The organism is Pseudarthrobacter sp. PH31-O2, from assembly GCF_030063265.1.
GTDB lineage: Bacteria > Actinomycetota > Actinomycetes > Actinomycetales > Micrococcaceae > Arthrobacter.
The window spans coordinates 1-19,396 of record NZ_JASIST010000008.1; the positions used below are offsets into that span (position 1 = coordinate 1).

Here is a 19,396-nt window from a genome sequence, read left to right on the forward strand (position 1 = left end):
CTGGTGGCACCGGCGACGGCGGCCGCGACCCCTGCGCAAGCAATCCCGGCGGCGACGCGACCCGCAGCTCCCTTGGCGACCGCACCGGCCACGACGACGACGGCGGCAGCGACCCCGCTGCGTCGTGGGCTTCCCCGTGTCCCCGGCGGGGAGCCGTGGCCGCTGGCTGGACTTGCTCCCTCGGCCGCCGTTGCACCTACAGTTCAGGCAGCTCCCGGGCACATTGTCCAGGCTCCTGCGCGGGCTACCAGCGTGGAGCACGCCGTAGCCGAGGCCGAACCGCCGGTGGCGGCGGCGAGCGCACAAGAGGCCCCCGTGGTCCCGGCGACCACCGTCGCGAGCGTACCCGCCGTCCCGGCATCAGCACCGGCGTCGGCGTCGTCGTCGGGACCCGTACCGACAGCGACAGCGACAGCGACAGCGACAGCGGCACCGGCAGCGGCAGCGGCGGCACCGTCCGTTGCCGCGCAAAAGCCCGTCCGGCCAAAAGCCGAGGCGCGGCTCTACGGTTCCCGGACCCTGGGTCAGTGGATAAAGCTGGTGTTAATCTTCGCAGCCGGCGCTGTGGCCGCTGCCGGCATTTTGGTGCTCGCCGCGCGCGGTGTGACCACGCTGCCCGGTGTGCCGGCGTTCCTCGACCGATACCCGGGCGAATACAGCCTGCCCGAGACGGCGGAGCCTGGCTTTCCGTGGTGGGCGCAGTGGTCACACTTCCTGAATATCTTCCTGATCGCGCTCATCATCCGCTCCGGTTACCAGGTGCGCACCCAGCAGAAACCGCCGGCGTTCTGGACGCCGAAACGCGGTGGCAAGAAAATTAGCATCAACCTGTGGCTGCACCAGTCGCTCGACATTTTGTGGCTAGTCAACGGACTCGTCTTTGTGGTGCTGCTGTTTGCCTCCGGCCACTGGATGCGGATCCTCCCGACCAGCTGGGAGGTGTTCCCGAACGCGCTCTCCGCGCTCCTGCAGTACATAACACTCGACTGGCCCGTCGAGAATGGCTGGGTGAACTACAACAGCCTGCAGCAGCTGATGTACTTCATTGTCGTCTTCGTCGCGGCCCCGCTCGCGGCGATCACTGGCGTACGCATGAGCGAATTCTGGCCGAAGAACACAAAGACGTTGAACAGGGCCTACCCGATCGAGCTTGCGCGCGCGGTCCATTTCCCGACGATGCTGTTTTTCGTGGCGTTTATACTCGTCCATGTGTTCCTGGTGTTCGCTACCGGTGCCCTGCGCAACCTCAACCACATGTTCGGCGGCACCGACGCGGTGAACTGGGCAGGCTTCTGGCTCTTCGCCGCCGCCATCGCCGTCACCGCCGCCGGGTGGTACGCCGCCCGCCCGATCGTGCTCGCGCCGTTGGCGAGGCTGTTCGGCAAGGTGAGCAGCCGCTAGTATCGACCCGCGGCTGGCCAGGGAGCCGGTTCCCAGTCCTGTTGTTCGCTGGGGTAGGAGCGTCCCGAGGGCGAGATCCAGCGCGGCGGCTGGTCCCTGGTCGCACCATCAGGCCGCCAGGGCGTGAGGTGTTTGAGGCGGTGGTGCTTTCGGCAGGGCTGGCCAAGGTTTGCGACGCCGGTGCCGCCTCCCTCCGACCACGCCAAGAGATGGTCCGCCTCGTTGTCCAGGGAAGGGTTGCTGCAGCCGGGAAAAGGGCACCGGCCATCCCGGAGCCGGAGCCATTGGCGCATCGCCTTCGGAACCCGGTAGCTGGTGCGTCCGATTTCCAGCGGCGCTCCGCTGGCAGGATCGGTCAGCACCCGCAGGAACGATCCGGCACCATCGCCGACCAGCCGGCGGGCCATACTCCCCGGAATGGGACCGTACCCATCCAAGAGGGCCGGTTCCTCCCCTGCGCCAATCAGCGTCAACACCGGAACGGTGACCAGGACCTGAGCCGCGGGTGATGGGGTTCCATCCGCCACTCCAGCCAGCAGCCACGTGGCGGCGACGTCGACCCGCAACTGGGTTAAGGTCCGGGATTCGGACGGACCCTGCAGGGCACGGGCCGCCTCCGTGGCACGTGCCCAGACCCCCGCCGCAGCGTCCGCCGGCAGGTAGGCTGAGAGCCACGCCATGCCGTCCCGGTCCGGGGCATATTCCAGCCGCCGGTCCTGCATGCTTCTGCGGTGGCGCACCTGCATGTTCACTGGATGGTGCCGTTCACGCCAACTACGCGCCTTGGCCCGAAACCTGCCTGGCACCAGCTCTCCCGCCGGGCAGCCGCGCGCTGCAAAGGGAGCCTCCGGGTCCAGGAAATGAGCCTCCAGGGCGGCGGCCGCGGCGGGCTCCAGCCCGGACGTCTCATCACACATCACCCGTGCGTGCTGCCACGAAATGTTCCCCGACAGCAGCGCCGACAGCGTCAGCGGCAACCCGGTTGTAAGCGTGGCGGACTCCGCCAGGAGTGCCGCGGCCGACCTCTCACTCACTGTCAGCACGCAGGCAACTTCAGCCGTCACCGCCATCTGCCGGGCGATGCGTTGCTGCGGGGACACGGCCGGCGCCGTCATGGCCACCCCCGCGGCGGCGTAGCCGGCGGCGAAATGTACCTTCAGCGCGGCCAACCGGGCTTCCATACGGCCCACTTCAGCAAGACCATCCAGACACGCATCCGCCTGATCCCGAATCGGGTCAGCACCCGGCGCACCCACAATCGTGCCTGCGGTCGCGCTTTCGGTTACGGTCCCGCGGCCGGCGCAAACACCCCCACAGACGTGAACTGAAAGAGCGGCAACGGCTGCCGCCATGGCCGCCACCGTCTCCAGCACTGCTTCGCCTTCCATACCCACAGCATCTCAGGAGGCACTGACAATTTAGCCGCCGGCCCGATCGTGCTCGCCCCGATCGCGAAGCTGTCCTGACAGGTGAGCGGCCGGGAGCCCGCGGGGCCCGTTCCGACGTCGGCCTACCGGGCCGTACGTCGAGTGAAGACCAGATGGAGGACACCGAGGGGGGACGGAGTCGCTTCGATGTCAAAACGTTCTTCGAGTCCTTCGAGTCCGTCCCAGAGCCGTTGGCCCCGACCAAGGACGATCGGCACCAGGACAATGTGCATGTGGTCAATCAGATCGGCCTCGAGGAACTGCCGAACCGTACTGACACCGCCACCGATCCGAACATCGAGGTCGCCGGCCAGGGCCCGAGCCTGCTGGAGCGCGGAGACGGGGTCGGCGTCCACGAAATGGAAGGTTGTTCCGCCTTCCATCTCGAGTACCGGCCGAGGATGGTGTGTCAGCACAACAACAGGAGTGTGGAAGACCGGGCTTTCGCCCCACCAGCCCTTCCATTCCGCGTCCTCCCAGGGACCGCGCTGCGGGCCGAACTTGTTCCGTCCCATGATCTCCACGCCAACCCCGGGCCCCCACTGGCTGGCGAATGCCTCGTCGACCCTGCGGGATCCCGGCGACTCCCCGTGGATACCCATTTCGCGGAAGGTGCGCGTTTCGAACGCCCACTCCACTAGCCGTGTGCCTGCGTGACCGAACGGGGCGTCGAGTTGCTGGCCCTCGCCGGTGCCGAAGCCGTCGAGGGAGATCGAGAAGTTATGCACGCGGACGAGGGACATGTCATCTCCTGGAGTGGTTGTGGTTCGCAGTCACTGTATGGTCATCGATCCCACCGACTCCAGACCAACGCTGAAAGAACCGTACCGCCGTCGAGCAAAAACTGAACTCGCGCGGGCCGGCCGCCTAACTTGCCCAATCGGAGTCGCCGTAGGGGCGGCCACGGAAGTGTGCGCGGAGGTATTCACCCACTACTGCCGCTCCCAGATCGTCGGTTTCCGGCGCCACCACACGCGCATCGATGCGGCGGGCCATCTGCTGGACGAAGCGTTCCAGGCCCGGGTCATCGCCAAGCCGGAAGAACGTGGACTGCGCACCGGCTCGGCCCACCTTGTCCAGTTCCTCGACCGTGCGGCGGATGGTCTGCGGGTGCGGCGGCCAGGAGAAGACCGATTCGCCGTCGGGCAGCAGGTGGGCGGTGGGTTCGCCGTCGGTCACCACCAGCAGGACCGGCTGCATGGACGGGTGCCGGCGGAAGAAACGGCCGGCCAACAGCAGGCCGTGGTGCAGGTTGGTGCCTTGCTCGCGCACGGCCGGCAGGGAGGTGAGCTCGCCAATGTCCATCGACTGCGCGTAGCGGCCGAACGTGATCAGCTGCAGCCGGTCGCCGCGGAACTTGGTGGAGACCAGGTGGTGCAGGGCCAGCGCGGTGCGTTTCATCGGCACCCAGCGTCCCTCGGCGGCCATGGAATAGGAAACGTCGACCAGCAGGACGACGGCGGCCTGCGTGCGCGCTTCGGTCTCCGTCACCTCAATGTCGTCCACCGCCAGCCGGAGGCCGTGGCTGGTATCGCCGCCGTCGGCGACGGTCCGGCGGATCGCGTTGGTGATGGTCCGGGTGACGTCCCAGGGTGCGGCGTCGCCGAACTCCCACGGCCGGCTGGAGCCGGTGGGCTCCCCCGCTGCCCCGGACTCCCGGGTTTCCCGGCTGCCCTGCCGGCCGGAGAGTTGCTTGGCGGCGTCGCGCAGCAGCGACCTGCCCAGCCGGCGCATGGCCTGGGGTGAGAGCTGCAGTTTCCCGTCCTCGTCACGCTTGAGGTAGCCGCCGTCGTGCATGGCCTTTTCAATCGCGGCGAGCGTGCGGGCGGTGACCGCTGCGTCGTCGCCGAGCTGTCGAGCCAGGGCGCCCAGGTCCAGGTCATCCATATGCGCACTGTCATAATCCTGGGAAAGCTGCTCGGCGAGGTCGTCCAGTTCGGCAAGGTCCTGGAGCGCGCCGGTGCCATCGCCCAGGCCCATCCCTTCCTGGCCCTCGAATTGTTCGGAGCCATTCCAGTCCTCGCCGGGGCGCAGGGCCTGGAGGGTCTGGTCCAGTTGGCCCAGCTGTGCCATCAGCTCCGGTGAGCCGAATGCTTGGGCGGAGAGCCGCATCAGCTCTTCGCGCTGTTCCGGGGACATGGACTGCATCATCCGCTGGGCGGCGGCTGCCCGCTTGGCCAGCGCGTCCACCAGCTCCTGAACCGACTGCGGGTTCTCCGGGAAGTGCTGGCCGTGGCGGGCCATGAAGTCCTGGAAGTCCTGCTCGGTGTCCACGCCGCGGCGGTGCTTGTCCAGGAGCTCGTTGAGGTCGCGCAGCATCTCGCTGATGGCGGCCCTGTCCTCCTCGGTGGCGCTTTCCAACGCCTGCTTCATGCCGGCGAACCGCTGGTCCAGGACTTCGCGGCCCAGCAGGTCCTTGATCCGTTCGTACGTTTCCTTGGCGGTGCTGGACTGCCAGTCGTAGGAGGACAGCTCCTGGACGGCGGCTGCCGTGGACTTGGGCAGGTTCTGCAGCTGCATTTCGCGGAACGCGCGGTCGGCGTTGTCCATCATCGCGTCGCGGGCCAGCTGTTTGCGCTCCTCCAGGACGGCGGCGTCCAGCAACTTTTTGACCTCGTTGAGGGTGCCATCCAGGTTGTGCTTGCCCAGCAGGTCCTTGCGGCGCTGCTGGATGCGGCCGGCAAGATCGTCCAGGCCCTGCTGGTTCCGGCCGCCGCGCCGGAGGAACTCCTGCAGCGCGCGCCGGGGCGAGTAGCCGGCCATCACGTCGTCGGCGACGGCATCCAGCGCCTCCGCCAGGTCCACCGGGGGCGCCAGCGGGTCGGGTCCGCCGGCGTAGCGGCCGTACCTGGACCGGTTGTGAAGGCTCATGGCGCTTCCTGTCCTCTGCCTTGGAACTACCTAGCCGTAAATGGTGGCCTCGTCGTCGGACTCCTTGGAAATCCGGCGGCTGAGGTAGAGCCCTTCGAGTGCCAGTTCGACGGCGGCGGCGCGCTGGCCGTCGTTGTCCGCGCCCAAGCGTTCGCCGATCTCCTCGTAGAGGCCGGAGCCGTTGAGGGAGGGGAGGTTGGCCAGGAATTCCTTCGCGGTGACCAGCTCGCCGGTGGTCACCGTGGCGTGCCCGTCCAACGCGGTGACCAGCGGTCCCAGATCCAGGCCGTGGAAGTGCTCCCGCACGGCCTCCATGGTGGCGGTGCGCAGGAGGTGGTCGAGGATGTCCTGTTCGCGGCCCTCCTCGCCGGATTCGAACTCGATTTTTCCGGTCAGGACTTCCACGGCGGCGTCCAGGTCGATGATTCGGGCGACGGCTTCGTCCTCGCCGCGGACGCTGGCCCGGCGCAGGGCTGCGGCGGCTACCGTTTCGGCGCCGGCAATGGCGAACCGTGCGGACACACCGGAGGTCTGGTTAATGGCCGGGGACTGGCGCAGGGCCCGGGTGTAGCGGGCCAGGATTTCCAGGATGACGGCCGGTACGTTGGCCACCAGGTGGCCCTCCTGAACGATGACGGACACTTCGTCGTCGAGCTCGATCGGGTAGTGCGTGCGGATTTCGGCGCCGAAGCGGTCCTTTAAGGGCGTGATGATCCGGCCGCGGTTGGTGTAGTCCTCCGGGTTGGCGGAGGCCACCACCAGGACGTCCAGGGGCAGCCGCAGCACGTAGCCGCGGATCTGTATGTCGCGTTCCTCCATCACGTTGAGCATGGAGACCTGGATGCGCTCGGCGAGGTCCGGGAGTTCATTGATGGCCACGATCCCGCGGTTGGAGCGCGGGATCAGGCCGTAGTGGATGGTTTCCGGGTCGCCCAGCCGGCGGCCCTCTGCCACGCGCATGGGGTCGACGTCGCCGATCAGGTCCGCGACGGAGGTGTCCGGCGTCGCGAGTTTTTCCACATAGCGTTCCGAGCGGTGGCGCCAGGCCACGCGCAGTCTGTCCCCCTCCGTGAGCGCCAAGGCACGCGAATGCGCGGTGATGGGCTCGAAGGGGTGTTCGTTCAGTTCCGAGTCCTCGATCACCGGCGACCACTCGTCCAGCAGCCCGGCCAGGGTGCGCAGCAGGCGGGTCTTGCCCTGCCCGCGCTCGCCCAGGAGGACAATGTCATGGCCGGCGAGCAGGGCCCGCTCCAACTGCGGCAGCACGGTCCGGCCGAAGCCGAAGATGCCGGGCCACGGATCACGTCCCGCCGACAGCGCGGCGAGGAGGTTGTCGCGGATTTCCCGGCGCAGGTCCTTCTGGACGTGGCCGGAGACTCGCAGTTCACCAACTGTGAAGATTTCAGGGCGTTCAGTCACCCCTCCACCGTAGACCTCGCCTCGGGACCATGGCACCCCCCACCGCTCCGCAGTTTCCCCTTCCCTCGCAAGCTCGGGCGGGGACCCCTCCCGCTACGCTTAGAACTTGATGACTTCAGCAACCTCCGAACCTTCAGCGGAGCCCCGGCGGCAGGGCACGCTCCTGCTCCTAGTGCGCCACGGGGAGACGCCGACGACGGGCACCGTGCTGCCGGGCAGGGCGCCGGGACTGCATCTGTCCGACCGGGGCCGGGCCCAGGCCGAGCGGGTGGCTGAACGGCTCACCGGCTTGTCCGTCAGCGCCCTGTATTCCTCGCCGTTGGAGCGCGCCCGCGAGACGGCGGAGCCGACGGCGGCCCGCACCGGGCTGGAGGTGCAGCACGAGCCCGGGCTGCTAGAGTGCGACTTCGGCGACTGGACCGGCGCGGCAATCGCTGACCTGGCGGTCCTGCCGGAGTGGCGGACCGTGCAGAACAACCCGTCCACCTTCCGCTTCCCCCACGGTGAGAGCTTTACCGAGATGCAGGACCGGATTGTTGGGTCGCTGGCAGCGCTCTGTGTGGCGCACCCGGGCGGCGTCGTCGTCTGTTTCTCCCACGCCGACACCATCAAGGCGGCGGTGGCCCATGCACTGGGCACACCCCTGGATCTGTTCCAGCGCATTATGATCAGCCCGGGCTCGGTGTCCGCGGTGCAGTTTGTGGATGGCCAGCCGTCCTCGGTGCCGATGGTGAATTCCCATTCGGAGCCGCTAAGCAAGCTGAGGCCGCGGTGACGCACGAATCTGCGGGGGCCGGGCGGGAGCTGACGCTGCTCACCGAGGGCGGTGTGGAGCTGGTGGGCCAAATTCTGCGCAGCAGCAACGAAACGTTCCTGGTCCAGCTCAGCCACGGGGAGGACAGCGCACAGGCGGTGTACAAGCCGGTGGCCGGGGAACGTCCGCTGTCCGACTTTGAGCCAGGGCTGCACCGGCGCGAACGTGCGGCGTATCTGCTCAGCGAGGCGCTGGGTTGGGGCATGGTGCCGCCTACGGTGATCCGCGAGGACGCGCCGCTGGGGGTGGGCTCGCTGCAGTGGTTCATCGACTGCGACTTCCGCGAGCACTATTTCACGCTGGCATCCGAGGACCCTTCCACGCACCCCGACATGGCCCGGATGGCGCTGTTCGATTACGTCGCCAACAACACCGACCGCAAGAGTGGGCATGTGCTGCGCGGCGACGACGGGCGGATCTGGGGCATCGACCACGGGCTGTGTTTTTCGGCAGCGTTCAAACTGCGCACCGTGATCTGGGACTTCGCGGGCGACCCGATTCCCGATGCCCTGCTGGCGGACCTCGCTCCGCTCGCCGAGGCCGCGCCTCCCGAGCTGGCCGAGCTGCTCGACGACGACGAGGTCACAGCCCTGAAACGGCGCGTTCAGCGCATGCTGGTCGCGGGGGTGCTGCCCGTGGATCGCACCGGGTCGCGGTACCCGTGGCCGCTGGTGTAAGACCTGTCAATGACAGTGCGAGCTCTTTCCAGATTTGGGCTCTGGACGGCGAGCCAAGGAAGCGCCGCGACATCGGCAGCTTTGCGGGGTTTGAAATCGACGCATGGAACCGCATGTCAGCCCAAGAGGTGGCCCGAATAGATCCTGACCCGCATGTGGCAGGATCTCCGGTGCGACCACAGCCGCACTCTCCCCGTGACAATCTGTTTAATCGATCGCACTGCATCAAGCTCGGCATGTAGGCTTTCTTGACAAGAATTGTCACAATATTATCCTTAGTCTATTCACTGGCATATTTGCTTGAGTCTTACTTGTGACATCAAAAATTGGGGGAAACATGAGAAGGAAGTTCCGTCTAATGATCGCTATGCTCTGCTGCGCTTTGGTAGGGCTCTCGACGCCAACAGCGGCATCAGCGGCATCGTTCGCAGAAGCGGGCGAGCCCTCGGCAGGACAACAGGCAATCGCAATGGATAACCTCCGCGAGCATATTGCGGCTGACCCCACCGACTTCCAAGAGCGGATGAACATCCTGGATGACGCGCCGGCAATCGACACGTATCTCGAGCGGTTCGATAACGTCGACGTCGACCAGCAGAAGGCGTTCTTCGCGGCCTCCATGCCGACCGAGGCGTTGCGCAGTTTTGTTGACATGACCAACAAGGGCGCCCTCGATATCAGGGTGACTTCAATGTCCGACGGCACCCTGGCCACCAGCGTCGAGATCGATCCGACATACGGCTTCACGGCCCCAGCAAAAAATCAGGGCGAGACGACGGCCCTTCCTTCATGTCCATCAGCGTGGGCTGCGTTCTGGGCCTGGTATGCAACGGAAGCAGCGTTCTGCGGCGCAATGGGATTCTTCGGCCCTGGAGCCGCTCTCGCTTGTGCCCTGGCCATGGGCTTGGGCGGAACAGCCCTCGACTTCAACCGCGGTTGCTAGGATCGAACTAATGAACCAAATAATCCGAAATGGTCAAACTAAAGACGCTTACTGGCTACTCCTAAGCTTATTTTTCGCTGCTGGAGTCGTTGTCATTGGCCTCGCCGAGGGGTTAATTCTACTCGGAGCGGCAATCGCACTCGTGGTCGCCATCGTCGGCCTCACGGCTCTGCATGGACAGTTCAGGAAAGACGTTTTGCGGCACATCTCAACTGCCTCACCGGGCGTCGGCGTCACGGCGGCCGCCGTCGTTGCCGTTGCCGTCCTGCTGCGCGGCACTGATTCCGCAGTTTGGGCCGTCCCGCTGCTGGCCGTCGGCGCCTCAGTTAGCCTTTATGTGTGGTTGCACCGCCATGGCCGCTACGACGAGTCCGCTGCAGTCTAAGGTCTGAACACCGGTCCGGCCGGGTCCCCGCTAGACCTCCGCCACCGGGGCCGCGAACTGCGCCTCGTACAGCCGCGCATACGCCCCGCCAGCCTCCAGCAGCGACGCGTGCGTGCCCTGCTCGACGATCTGGCCGGCCTCCATCACCAGGATGAGGTCGGCGTCGCGGATGGTGGAGAGCCGGTGGGCAATGACGAACGAGGTCCGGTCCGACCGCAGCGCGCTCATCGCCTTCTGCACCAGTACCTCGGTCCGCGTATCCACCGACGATGTTGCCTCGTCCAGGATCAGCACCGAGGGCCGGGCCAGGAACGCCCGGGCAATGGTGAGCAGCTGCTTCTCCCCCGCCGAGACGTTGGCACCCTCGTCGTCGAGCACGGTGTCGTAGCCCTCCGGCAGGGACCTGACGAACCGGTCTACGTAAGTGGCCTTCGCCGCTTCCATGATCTCCGTCTCGGAAGCGGAAGGCCGGCCGTAGGCGATGTTGTCCCGGATGGTCCCGCCGAACAGCCAGGTGTCCTGCAGCACCATGCCCATCCGTGAGCGCAACTCGTTGCGGGTCATCGCGGTGACGTCCACGCCGTCGAGTGTGATCCGCCCGGCGTCGAGCTCGTAGAAGCGCATCATCAGGTTCACCAAGGTGGTCTTGCCGGCTCCGGTGGGGCCCACAATGGCCACGGTCTGCCCCGGCTCGGCCACCAGATTCAGGTCCGCGATCAGCGGCTTGTCCGGCGTGTACGCAAAGGACACGTCCTCGAACACCAGCCGCCCGCGCTTGGACTCGGGAACCACCGCAACATCCGGATCAGCCGACTGCTCCTCGGTGTCCAGCAGCTCGAACACCCGCTCGGCGCTGGCCACACCGGATTGCAGCAGGTTCGCCATGGACCCCAGCTGGGCCAGCGGCTGGGTGAACTGCCGGGAGTACTGGATGAACGCCTGCACGTCTCCGAGCTGCATGGCTCCGGAAGCCACCTGCAGCCCACCCACCACGGCGATCCCCACGTAGACCAGGTTCCCGATGAACGTCATGGCCGGCATGATCAGCCCGGAAATGAACTGCGCGCCGAAGCTCGCCTGGTACAGCTCCGCGTTCTTCTGCCGGAACGTCTCCTCCACCTCGCGCTGCCGGCCGAAGACCTTCACCAGCGCGTGCCCGGTGTAGGTCTCCTCGATCTGGCCGTTCAACTCACCGGTGTGCTTCCACTGCGCCACGAACAGTTTCTGCGAGCGCTTGGCGATCAGCGCTGTCGTCACCAGCGTCAGCGGAATTGTCACCAGTGCGATCAGCGCCAGCGTGGGCGAGAGGATGAACATCATGATCAGCACGCCCAGCACGGTCAGCAGCGAGGTGACGGCCTGGCTGATGGACTGCTGCAGGCTTTGGGAGATGTTGTCCACATCATTGGTAACGCGGCTGAGCAGCTCGCCGCGCTGCACCGAGTCGAAGTAGCGCAGCGGCAGCCGGTTGATCTTGGCTTCGATCCGCTCGCGCAGCCGGAACACGGTGCGCTGCACAATCCCGTTGAGCACGTACGCCTGCACCCAGCTGAACGCCGAGGCCAGCACGTAGAGCACCAGCGCCCACAACAGCACTGAGGACAGCGCGGTGAAGTCGATCCCAACCCCGGGCGTCAGCGTCATGGCGCTGAGCATGTCCGCTTTTTGGTTCTCCCCCGCGGCGCGCAGCTGGGCGATCAGCTGGGCCTGGCTCACCCCTGCGGGCAGCTGCTTGGACACGACGCCGGCGAAGATCAGGTTGGTGCCCTCGCCGAGGAGCCGCGGGCCGATCACCGAGAACGCCACGCTCACCACCGCGAGTCCCAGGACCAGGGTCAACCACAGCCGCTCCGGGTGCAGCTGGCCGAGCAGCCGCTTCGCGGACGGGCCGAAGTTCATTGCCTTCTCCGCCGGCACGTTCATCCCGGCAAAGGGTCCGCCGTGGCCGGGGCCGCCGCGCGGACGGGGAATGCGCTCGACGGCGGCAGGTCCGCCGGGTTTCCCGGCTCCCCCGCCGGGCACCCGTCCGTCAGCTGCGGTCCGCGGGCCGTTGCTGTTGGTGCCGCTCATGCTGCCTCCTCCGCTGCGAGCTGGGAGTTCACAATCTCCTGGTACGTCTCCGAGGTCTCCAGCAGCTCCTCGTGCGTGCCGTCCGCGACGATCCTGCCGTCGTCGACGACGAGGATCTGGTCCGCGTCCACAATGCTGGAGACCCGCTGGGCGATGATCACCAGGGTGGCGCCGGCGGTGTGCTCCTTGAGCGCCCGCCGCAGCCGGGCATCGGTGGCGGTGTCCAGCGAGGAAAAGGAGTCGTCAAAGATGTAAAGCTCGGGCCGTTTCACCAGCGCCCGGGCGATCGCGATCCGCTGCCGTTGCCCGCCGGAGACGTTGGTGCCGCCCTGGGAGATGGCCGCATCCAGCCCGCCGTCCATCTCGCGGACAAAGTCCTCCGCCTGCGCAATGGACAGCGCTTGCCACATTTCATCCTCCGTGGCGTCGGGTTTGCCGTAAAGCAGGTTGCTGCGGACGGTCCCGGAGAACAGGTACGGCTTCTGCGGGACCAGGCCGATGTGCCCCCAGAGCAGGTCCGGGTGCAGCTGGCGCACGTCCACGCCGTCGATCCGGACCGAACCGGAGGTGGCGTCGAAGAGCCGCGGCATCAGGTTCACCAGGGTGGTCTTGCCGGAACCGGTGGCACCGATGATCGCTGTCGTCTGCCCCGCGCGGGCGGTGAAACTGATCCCGGACAGGACCGGCCGTTCGGCACCCGGGTAGGCGAAACCGACGTCGCGCATCTGAAGCTCACCGCGGCCGGTGCGCCCGGAAAAGTCGACCGGATGCTCCGGCGGGCGGACGCTGGACTCGGTCCCGAGCACCTTCCCGATCCGGTCGGCCGAGACCGCGGCGCGCGGGATCATGATCGCCATAAACGTCGCCATCATAACGGACATCAGGATCTGCATCAGGTAGCTCAGGAACGCGATCATGGTGCCCACCTGCATGGAGCCGTCCTGGATCCGGAACGCGCCGAACCAGATCACGGCCACGGAGGAGACATTCAGCACCAGCATCACGGTAGGGAACGCGAGCGCCATTAGGCGGCCGGCGCGCAGTCCGGTGTCTGTGACGTCCGCGTTGGCCCGGCCGAAGCGGGCGCTCTCCACGTCCTCGCGGACGAAGGCCCGGACCACCCGGATGCCGGTGAGCTGTTCGCGGAGCACCCGGTTTACGGTGTCGATCCGGGTCTGCATCAGCCGGAACAGCGGCACCATCCGGATGATGATGAGCCCCACGGCGACCAGCAGCACCGGCACGCTGACCGCAATCAGCCAGGACAGCTGGAGGTCCTGCCGCATCGCCATGATCACCCCGCCGATGCTGAGCATGGGCGCGGTGACCATCAGGGTGGCGGACATCAGCACCAGCTGCTGGACCTGCTGGACATCGTTGGTGGAGCGGGTGATCAGGCTCGGCGCGCCGAAGTGGGTGACCTCCTGTTCGGAGAAGGCCGCTACCTTGCTGAAGATCGCCCCGCGCACGTCCCGGCCCAGCGCCATCGCCGCCTTCGCCCCGAAGTACACGGCGGCGATGGCGCACACGATCTGCAGCAGGGTCACCAGCAGCATCACGGCGCCGGTGCGCAGGATGTAGTCGGTGTCCCCCTTCGCCACACCCTGGTCGATGATGTCCGCGTTCAGCGTGGGCAGGTACAGCGACGCGATGGATTGCGCCAACTGGAAGACGACGACGGCGAGCAGCAGCCGCCGTTGCGGCTGTAAGTATTCAACGAGCAGTTTCCAGAGCATCCAAACTCCAAGCCACGTGTCACACAAAGTGATTCGAGGCTCAGTTTACGTCCGGATGCTTGGAACGGACGGGGTTCCTCTGAGGGCTGATCCGGGTTGGATCTCAGTCGACCGCGGCGCGGACGTCGCCCTCTTTGTGCCCGCCCTCCTTCTTGCCGAACGGCAGCACTTTGAGCAGCGGATGCAGGAGAGCCATGACGACGATGCCCCAGGCGAGACCAAGGACGGCCGAGCACAGGGTGTTCACAAGCCAGGCCAGGAAGCCGCCCACCACCGGGATCCCGGCGAAGGGAGCTTCCAGGACGTGGACCAGGTCATACGGCAGGTGCCAGCCAAGGTCGTAGGCCCCCTGGAGCATGATGTGGCCGCCGACCCACAGCATGGCGACCGTCCCGATAACGGTGATCGTGGTCAGGACGGCGGGCATGCCCTTGACGAGCAGCTCGCCGAAGCGCTGGGAGCCCGCGGACTCCTTGGTGGTCAGGTGCAGGCCGATGTCGTCCATCTTGACGATGAGCGCGACGGCGCCGTACACGCCCACCGTGATCGCGAGCGCCACAATCACCAGGATGACCGCCCGGGTCCACAGGGACTCGGCGGACACCTCGTTCATCGCGATGACCATGATCTCGCAGGAGAGGATAAAGTCCGTAGTGATCGCGCCCTTGGTGACCTTGGCCTCCGCCTCCGGGCCCCGGTCGACCGCCGGCGTCTCTTCATCGGCCTCGTGGTGGCCGCGGAGCTTATGCCAGACCTTCTCGGCACCCTCATAGCAGAGGTAGGTGCCGCCCAGCATAAGGATGAACGGAATGACCCCCGGGATGAAGGCGCTGATGAGCAGCAGCGCCGGCAGGATGATCAAAAGTTTGTTTCGCAGCGAGCCCCAGAAGATCCGCTTGATCATCGGCAGTTCGCGGGACGGGTCCGCCCCGGACACATACTGCGGGGTGACGGCGGCGTCGTCAATGACCACGCCCGCTGCCTTGGCCCCCGCCTTGGCCGCTCCGGCTGCGACGTCGTCCACCGAGGCGGCCGCAATCTTGGCCAGGGCTGCTATGTCGTCCAGCAGGGCGACGAGACCGCCGCTCACAGCTCGCTTCCGGACTGCTGGAGGGCGTACGGCTGGACGAAGTTGCCTCGGTCAAGGCGCGTGATTGGCATCCTCGAATTATATGGTGGCGCGTAGCCCGTCGCCGCTGGATCTGGACCGGGCCGGCTCGGTAGCGTGAAGAGCATGAACATCAGACTTGAGAACGTCGGCATCGCCGTCCGCGACTTGGAGGCCGCGATCGCTTTCTTCACCGACCTCGGTCTCGCGGTCGTTGGCCGGGACACCGTCAGCGGCGATTGGACCGACGCCGTCGGGCTTGACGGCAATCACGCCAACATGGCCATGCTCGAAACGCCGGACGGTCACGGCCGCCTCGAACTCTTTGAGTACATCCACCCCGATGCGATCGAGACGGCGCCCACGCGTCCCAACGAGATTGGCATGCACCGGGTCGCGTTCTCAGTTGCTGACATCGACGAAGCCCTGGAAATAGCCGCAAGGCACGGCTGCTATCCGCTTCGCGGCGTGGCGACCTACAAAGACATCTACAAGCTCACGTACGTCCGCGGGCCCAGCGGCATCCTCGTGATGCTCGCCGAGGAATTGAAGAAAAGCTGAGCGCCTGGCCGGTGCGCCCGGTCGCCGGCCCGGTGTAGCTTGCTGCGCGGATCCGCGTGCCATGGCCCGGTTCTGGAGCAAGGCGACGGACTGGACCCTGCACTGGGTGGCCGACGATTCCGCGAGGCTGCGTTCGGCCAAGGTTGTCGGGCCGTATCTGGAGTTCCATCGCGCGCGCTGGAGAGCGTGGGTGGCCGTGTCCATCTGGATCTGAGGCCCTACTCCGGGTGATCACCAAGCGTCGGAGGTGGCCGGGCTCCGGGCGCCGGGCTTTGGGCTCCGGGCGCCGGGCGCCACTGACGCCGACGTCGGACAAGGTGATGTGCCGTGGGCGTGCCTGGCGGGACCGAGGGCAACCAGTTCTGCGTCCTCACCCCGCAGCTGGTCTAGCCGCCCAGCACCACGTTCGCTGGCGGCTCGCCCGCCAGCATCAGGTCGATCTGCCGCTGGAGCAGCCGGCCCATCCGCGGGAGCATCGCCGAGGTATCCCCGCCCACATGTGGACTGATGATCACGCCTGGCGTCCGCCACAGCGGGTGGTCCTGCGGCAGCGGCTCCGGATCAGTGACGTCCAGGGCCGCCCGGATCCGGCCAGTGGCGGTATGCCGAATCAGGGCTTCGGTATCCGCGACGGGTCCGCGGGCCACGTTGACCAGCAAGGCGCCGTCGGGCATGGCCGCGAGGAAGGCATCGTCGATGAGGTGATGCGTGGCGTGGTTGAGCGGGACCCCCACGATCACAATGTCGTGCTCCGGCAGCAGGGCGGGCAGTTCGGTGATGCCGTGGACGTGGCCCCGCGGCTCGGCCCGTTCCGTGCTGGCCACGCGGGTGACGGTGGTTTCAAAGGGCAGGAGCCGGTCCTCGATCGCCTTGCCAACGCCGCCGTAGCCGACCAGCAGCACCTTGCGGTCCGCGAGGCTGGCCGTGGAGCGGGTCTCCCAGCGGCCCTCCTGCTGGTTCTGCAGTTGCCGCGGGAACTCGCGCTGGCTGGCCAGGACCAGGGCAAGGGCCAGCTCCGCGGTGGAGGTTTCGTGGACGCCGGCGGCATTGGCAAACACCCGGCCCGGCGGCAGCGCCTCCGCAACACCGTCATATCCAATCGACTGGCCCTGCACGAGCCCGGTTTCCACTGCCGCCAGGCTGCGCAGGACGCCCGGACCGCCCATGTAGGGCGGCACCACAATGTCGATCCGCGGCCGGGGAGGTTCCCCGGACAGGTCCCACTCGAGGACGTCGACGTCGGGGTGCGGCCTGAGGTACTGGCGCAGGGTCGCATCCGGCAGGCTGACAGTAATTTTCCTCGGCATAACTGCCAGCCTAGCGGGGCCGCACGGGCCGACGGCGCAGGCTGCGCCGACCGCGGTGGCACGCCCGACAAAGTCAGAGCTGGGAGTTTCCCCTCAGCTTGGCGCCGCCCCGCGCGGGGCGTGGACTTGCCCCGCCTCCCGGCATACATTTCAAGGAATCCCCCCTCTTGTTGACCCGGAAGGTCCTGCACCATGAACACCTCGGGACCCTCCCGCCCGGCCGCCAAAACCCTCAGCGCCCGGAGCAAGCTGCTCCTGGTCTGGGCGGCGACGGTCCTGGTGCTGCTCGGCGTGGGAATCCTGGCCGTTGTGCGCACCGGTCCCGTTCCGGCGTCGGGCTTCCTGTCCAGCCTGAAGGACCAGTGGCCCGGTCAGCCCGGTGCGGCTCCGGCGGCGCAGGCTCCGCGGGCCGCCGTCGACCTTAACGCCGAGATCCCGCGGATCCTGGCAGAGAACTCCCGCTACCGGATCGGCGTCGCAGTGGCGGACACCCGCGGCGGGGAGCCGCGCAGCTACGGCGACGGGGCCGAATTTATGGCAGCGAGCACGGCAAAGATCATCACGGCGGCTGCCTACTACCATCTGGTGGAAACCGGCGAGAAGTCACTGAACGCGCCGCTGGGCAGCTATGACGCCTCGTTCCAGCTCCAGGCGATGGTCAACACGAGCAGCGACGACTCCTGGCTGCTGCTGATGCAGGACATTGGCTACCCTAAGCTGATCGCGTACGCCGCATCGATCGGGATCAGCTACGACCCGGAACTGAACCTGCTGACACCTGCCGAGATGGCGGGGTTGCTCCAGCAACTGTCCACCGGGCAGCTGCTCAATGCGGAGCACACCCGGGAGCTGCTGGGCTACATGCAGGAGACCAACAACGAACGGCTCATTCCCGCCGCCGTCGGCCCGGAGATCACTGTGCAGCACAAGTACGGCGAAGTGGAGGGCTACGTCCACGATGCAGCGCTCCTGACCGCCGGCGAGCGGTCCTACGCGCTCACGATTTACACCTGGGGCGAGGACCTCGAGAGCGAGGAACGGTTGGCCGTGATCCACGAACTGACCGACGTGGTGGCGAGGGCGCTGCTGGACTAAGGCCGGTTACCGGAAAAAGCCCCTGCTGCAGCGGGCGCGGCAGGGGCACTTTCGTTTCGGCGGAGAATCGGTTTAGCGGCCGAAGAGCTTGGCGAAGAAACCGGTCTTGGTGCTGACTTCACCCTCGTGACCCTTGCAGCGGTCGGCGCCCTTGACGCCCCGCATGACCTGGTCAACGTGCTGGCCGCAGCCCGCCCAGGTGGTCTTACCGCACTTCTTGCATGCAACCTGTCGGCACATCTGGTTCTCCTTTGGGTAGGTCCGTCCCGACCACTATACCCCCAGGGGTATAGCCGCACCAAATGCGGCCCTGGGAACACTCGCCGGCCGGACGGCGTTGGTTCCCTACAGTGGCAGCTGAACCGTGCCGCTCCCGCACAAACTGACTTCCGAACCGTACCGAGAGGACCGCTGATATGGCTTACATCAAGGTTGGAACCGAGAACAGCACCGACATTGAGCTCTACTACGAAGACCACGGAAGCGGCCAGCCGGTAGTCCTGATCCACGGCTATCCACTGGACGGATCCTCCTGGGAGAAGCAGACCACGGCACTGCTGGGCGCAGGCCACCGGGTGATCACCTACGACCGCCGCGGCTTTGGACAGTCCAGCAAGCCCACCGACGGCTATGACTACGACACCTTCGCCGCCGACCTCGACGCCCTGCTCACCACGCTGGACCTGAACGACGCCGTGCTGGTGGGCTTCTCGATGGGCACCGGCGAGGTGGGCCGGTACCTCGGCACCTACGGCTCGGCCCGGGTGGCCAAAGCCGTGTTCCTCGGCTCCCTGGAGCCGTACCTGCTGCAGGCCGACGACAACCCCGACGGCGTCCCGCAGTCCGTATTCGACGGCCTGCTGGAGGCCGTGACCACAGACCGCTACGCCTTTTTCACCGAGTTCTTCAAGAACTTCTACAACAGCGGCACCTTCCTGGGCACCCCGCGGCTGAGCGAGGAAGTCATGCGCGCCGGCTGGAACCTGGCATCCTCCGGCGGCCCCACGGCCTCCGTGGCCGCCCAGCCCTCCTGGCTCACGGACTTCCGGGGCGACATCCCGAAAATCGACGTCCCCACCCTGATTGTGCACGGCACCGCGGACAACATCCTGCCAATCGACGCCACCGGCCGCCGCTTCGCCAAGGCGCTGCCCAGCGCCGAGTACGTGGAGATCGAGGGCGCCCCGCACGGCATGCTGTGGACGCACGCCGCAGAGGTTAACGAGCTGCTGCTGGGGTTCCTGGCAAAGTAGGCCCGCCCGGTTCGCCGGGATACCGAGGCAGCCGGGCACTACAGCTCCCGACGCAACACAAGAAGGGCCCGCGGCGCCGCCGCGGGCCCTTCTGCGCGCCCATCGCCCGGCCCCTCACGCCTCCGCGCCCGGCCCAACCGCGCAGTGAGACGATCCCCCACGGCAGTCACAATCGGTTATTTGGCCCGGCTGGGCCACGACGCAGGAAAATCCCTTGACAGTGGCGGAGGTCACTTCTACTCTGAATTTTGGGATCCCAAAATGGGATCCCAAAAGATCGCGTTACGGATCCCGAGCCGCAGTCAGTTACTTGCCCGGCGCGTCCGGAT

General features: G+C 66.7%; 17 protein-coding genes and 1 pseudogene. 9 read left to right on the top strand and 9 right to left on the bottom strand.

The window, feature by feature from the left end; genetic code table 11:
- Positions 1-1,401, top strand: a 1,401-nt coding sequence (locus tag QMG72_RS12775; RefSeq protein ID WP_349359465.1) for a cytochrome b/b6 domain-containing protein, incomplete at its 5' end; no start/stop codon positions are given.
- Between the two features lie 14 nt (positions 1,402-1,415).
- Here QMG72_RS12775 and QMG72_RS12780 read toward each other — a convergent pair.
- From QMG72_RS12780 to QMG72_RS12795, 4 genes and pseudogenes are all read right to left on the bottom strand, one after another.
- Positions 1,416-2,753, bottom strand: a pseudogene (locus QMG72_RS12780) (HNH endonuclease signature motif containing protein); the annotation flags it as partial.
- 158 nt (positions 2,754-2,911) lie between these two features.
- Positions 2,912-3,571, bottom strand: a complete 660-nt coding sequence (locus QMG72_RS12785) for a dihydrofolate reductase family protein (RefSeq protein ID WP_226775378.1) — start codon at positions 3,569-3,571, stop codon at positions 2,912-2,914.
- A 124-nt stretch (positions 3,572-3,695) separates the two neighbouring features.
- Positions 3,696-5,699, bottom strand: coding sequence for a vWA domain-containing protein (locus tag QMG72_RS12790; RefSeq protein ID WP_226775377.1), 2,004 nt, complete (start codon positions 5,697-5,699; stop codon positions 3,696-3,698).
- 30 nt (positions 5,700-5,729) lie between these two features.
- Positions 5,730-7,118, bottom strand: a complete 1,389-nt coding sequence (locus QMG72_RS12795; RefSeq protein ID WP_226775376.1) for a sigma 54-interacting transcriptional regulator — start codon at positions 7,116-7,118, stop codon at positions 5,730-5,732.
- 109 nt (positions 7,119-7,227) lie between these two features.
- Between QMG72_RS12795 and QMG72_RS12800 the strand changes: the two genes are divergently transcribed.
- The 4 genes from QMG72_RS12800 to QMG72_RS12815 all read left to right on the top strand — a co-directional run bounded on the left by QMG72_RS12800 (position 7,228) and on the right by QMG72_RS12815 (position 9,937).
- A complete protein-coding gene (locus QMG72_RS12800; protein ID WP_226775375.1) occupies positions 7,228-7,893 on the top strand; it encodes a histidine phosphatase family protein in 666 nt (221 codons plus the stop codon).
- Entirely contained in the window at positions 7,890-8,609 is a 720-nt protein-coding gene (locus QMG72_RS12805; protein WP_226775374.1) for an SCO1664 family protein, read from the top strand. The genes QMG72_RS12800 and QMG72_RS12805 overlap by 4 nt, the downstream gene beginning before the upstream one ends.
- A gap of 358 nt (positions 8,610-8,967) precedes the next feature.
- Positions 8,968-9,552 (top strand): hypothetical protein, encoded by a 585-nt coding sequence (locus QMG72_RS12810; protein ID WP_226775373.1) that lies wholly within the window; start codon positions 8,968-8,970, stop codon positions 9,550-9,552.
- A 10-nt stretch (positions 9,553-9,562) separates the two neighbouring features.
- Positions 9,563-9,937, top strand: coding sequence for a hypothetical protein (locus QMG72_RS12815; protein WP_283480704.1), 375 nt, complete (start codon positions 9,563-9,565; stop codon positions 9,935-9,937).
- 30 nt (positions 9,938-9,967) lie between these two features.
- On the opposite strand, the gene QMG72_RS12820 is transcribed toward QMG72_RS12815, so the two are convergent.
- From QMG72_RS12820 to QMG72_RS12830, 3 genes are all read right to left on the bottom strand, one after another.
- Positions 9,968-12,007, bottom strand: a complete 2,040-nt coding sequence (locus tag QMG72_RS12820; protein WP_283480705.1) for an ABC transporter ATP-binding protein — start codon at positions 12,005-12,007, stop codon at positions 9,968-9,970.
- On the bottom strand, positions 12,004-13,743 hold the full coding sequence (locus tag QMG72_RS12825) for an ABC transporter ATP-binding protein (protein WP_283480706.1): 1,740 nt from the start codon (positions 13,741-13,743) through the stop codon (positions 12,004-12,006). The genes QMG72_RS12820 and QMG72_RS12825 overlap by 4 nt, the downstream gene beginning before the upstream one ends.
- A gap of 103 nt (positions 13,744-13,846) precedes the next feature.
- Positions 13,847-14,833 (bottom strand): DUF808 domain-containing protein, encoded by a 987-nt coding sequence (locus tag QMG72_RS12830; RefSeq protein ID WP_253031923.1) that lies wholly within the window; start codon positions 14,831-14,833, stop codon positions 13,847-13,849.
- 144 nt (positions 14,834-14,977) lie between these two features.
- Here QMG72_RS12830 and QMG72_RS12835 point away from each other — a divergent pair, with 144 nt between their 5' ends.
- Positions 14,978-15,412 carry a VOC family protein gene (locus QMG72_RS12835; RefSeq protein WP_283480707.1) on the top strand — a complete coding sequence of 145 codons (435 nt, stop codon included), beginning with the start codon at positions 14,978-14,980 and terminating at the stop codon, positions 15,410-15,412.
- Between the two features lie 61 nt (positions 15,413-15,473).
- Complete coding sequence (locus QMG72_RS12840; protein ID WP_283480708.1) at positions 15,474-15,626, top strand: hypothetical protein; 153 nt, start codon at positions 15,474-15,476, stop codon at positions 15,624-15,626.
- A gap of 172 nt (positions 15,627-15,798) precedes the next feature.
- On the opposite strand, the gene QMG72_RS12845 is transcribed toward QMG72_RS12840, so the two are convergent.
- Positions 15,799-16,719 carry a 2-hydroxyacid dehydrogenase gene (locus tag QMG72_RS12845; protein WP_283480710.1) on the bottom strand — a complete coding sequence of 307 codons (921 nt, stop codon included), beginning with the start codon at positions 16,717-16,719 and terminating at the stop codon, positions 15,799-15,801.
- A gap of 192 nt (positions 16,720-16,911) precedes the next feature.
- On the opposite strand from QMG72_RS12845, the gene QMG72_RS12850 reads away from it, so the two are divergent.
- Positions 16,912-17,814, top strand: coding sequence for a serine hydrolase (locus tag QMG72_RS12850; protein WP_283480712.1), 903 nt, complete (start codon positions 16,912-16,914; stop codon positions 17,812-17,814).
- Between the two features lie 72 nt (positions 17,815-17,886).
- On the opposite strand, the gene QMG72_RS12855 is transcribed toward QMG72_RS12850, so the two are convergent.
- Positions 17,887-18,054, bottom strand: a complete 168-nt coding sequence (locus QMG72_RS12855) for a DUF8730 family Cys-rich protein (RefSeq protein ID WP_226775362.1) — start codon at positions 18,052-18,054, stop codon at positions 17,887-17,889.
- Between the two features lie 176 nt (positions 18,055-18,230).
- Between QMG72_RS12855 and QMG72_RS12860 the strand changes: the two genes are divergently transcribed.
- Complete coding sequence (locus QMG72_RS12860; RefSeq protein WP_226775361.1) at positions 18,231-19,067, top strand: alpha/beta fold hydrolase; 837 nt, start codon at positions 18,231-18,233, stop codon at positions 19,065-19,067.
- The last annotated feature ends 329 nt before the right edge of the window (positions 19,068-19,396 follow it).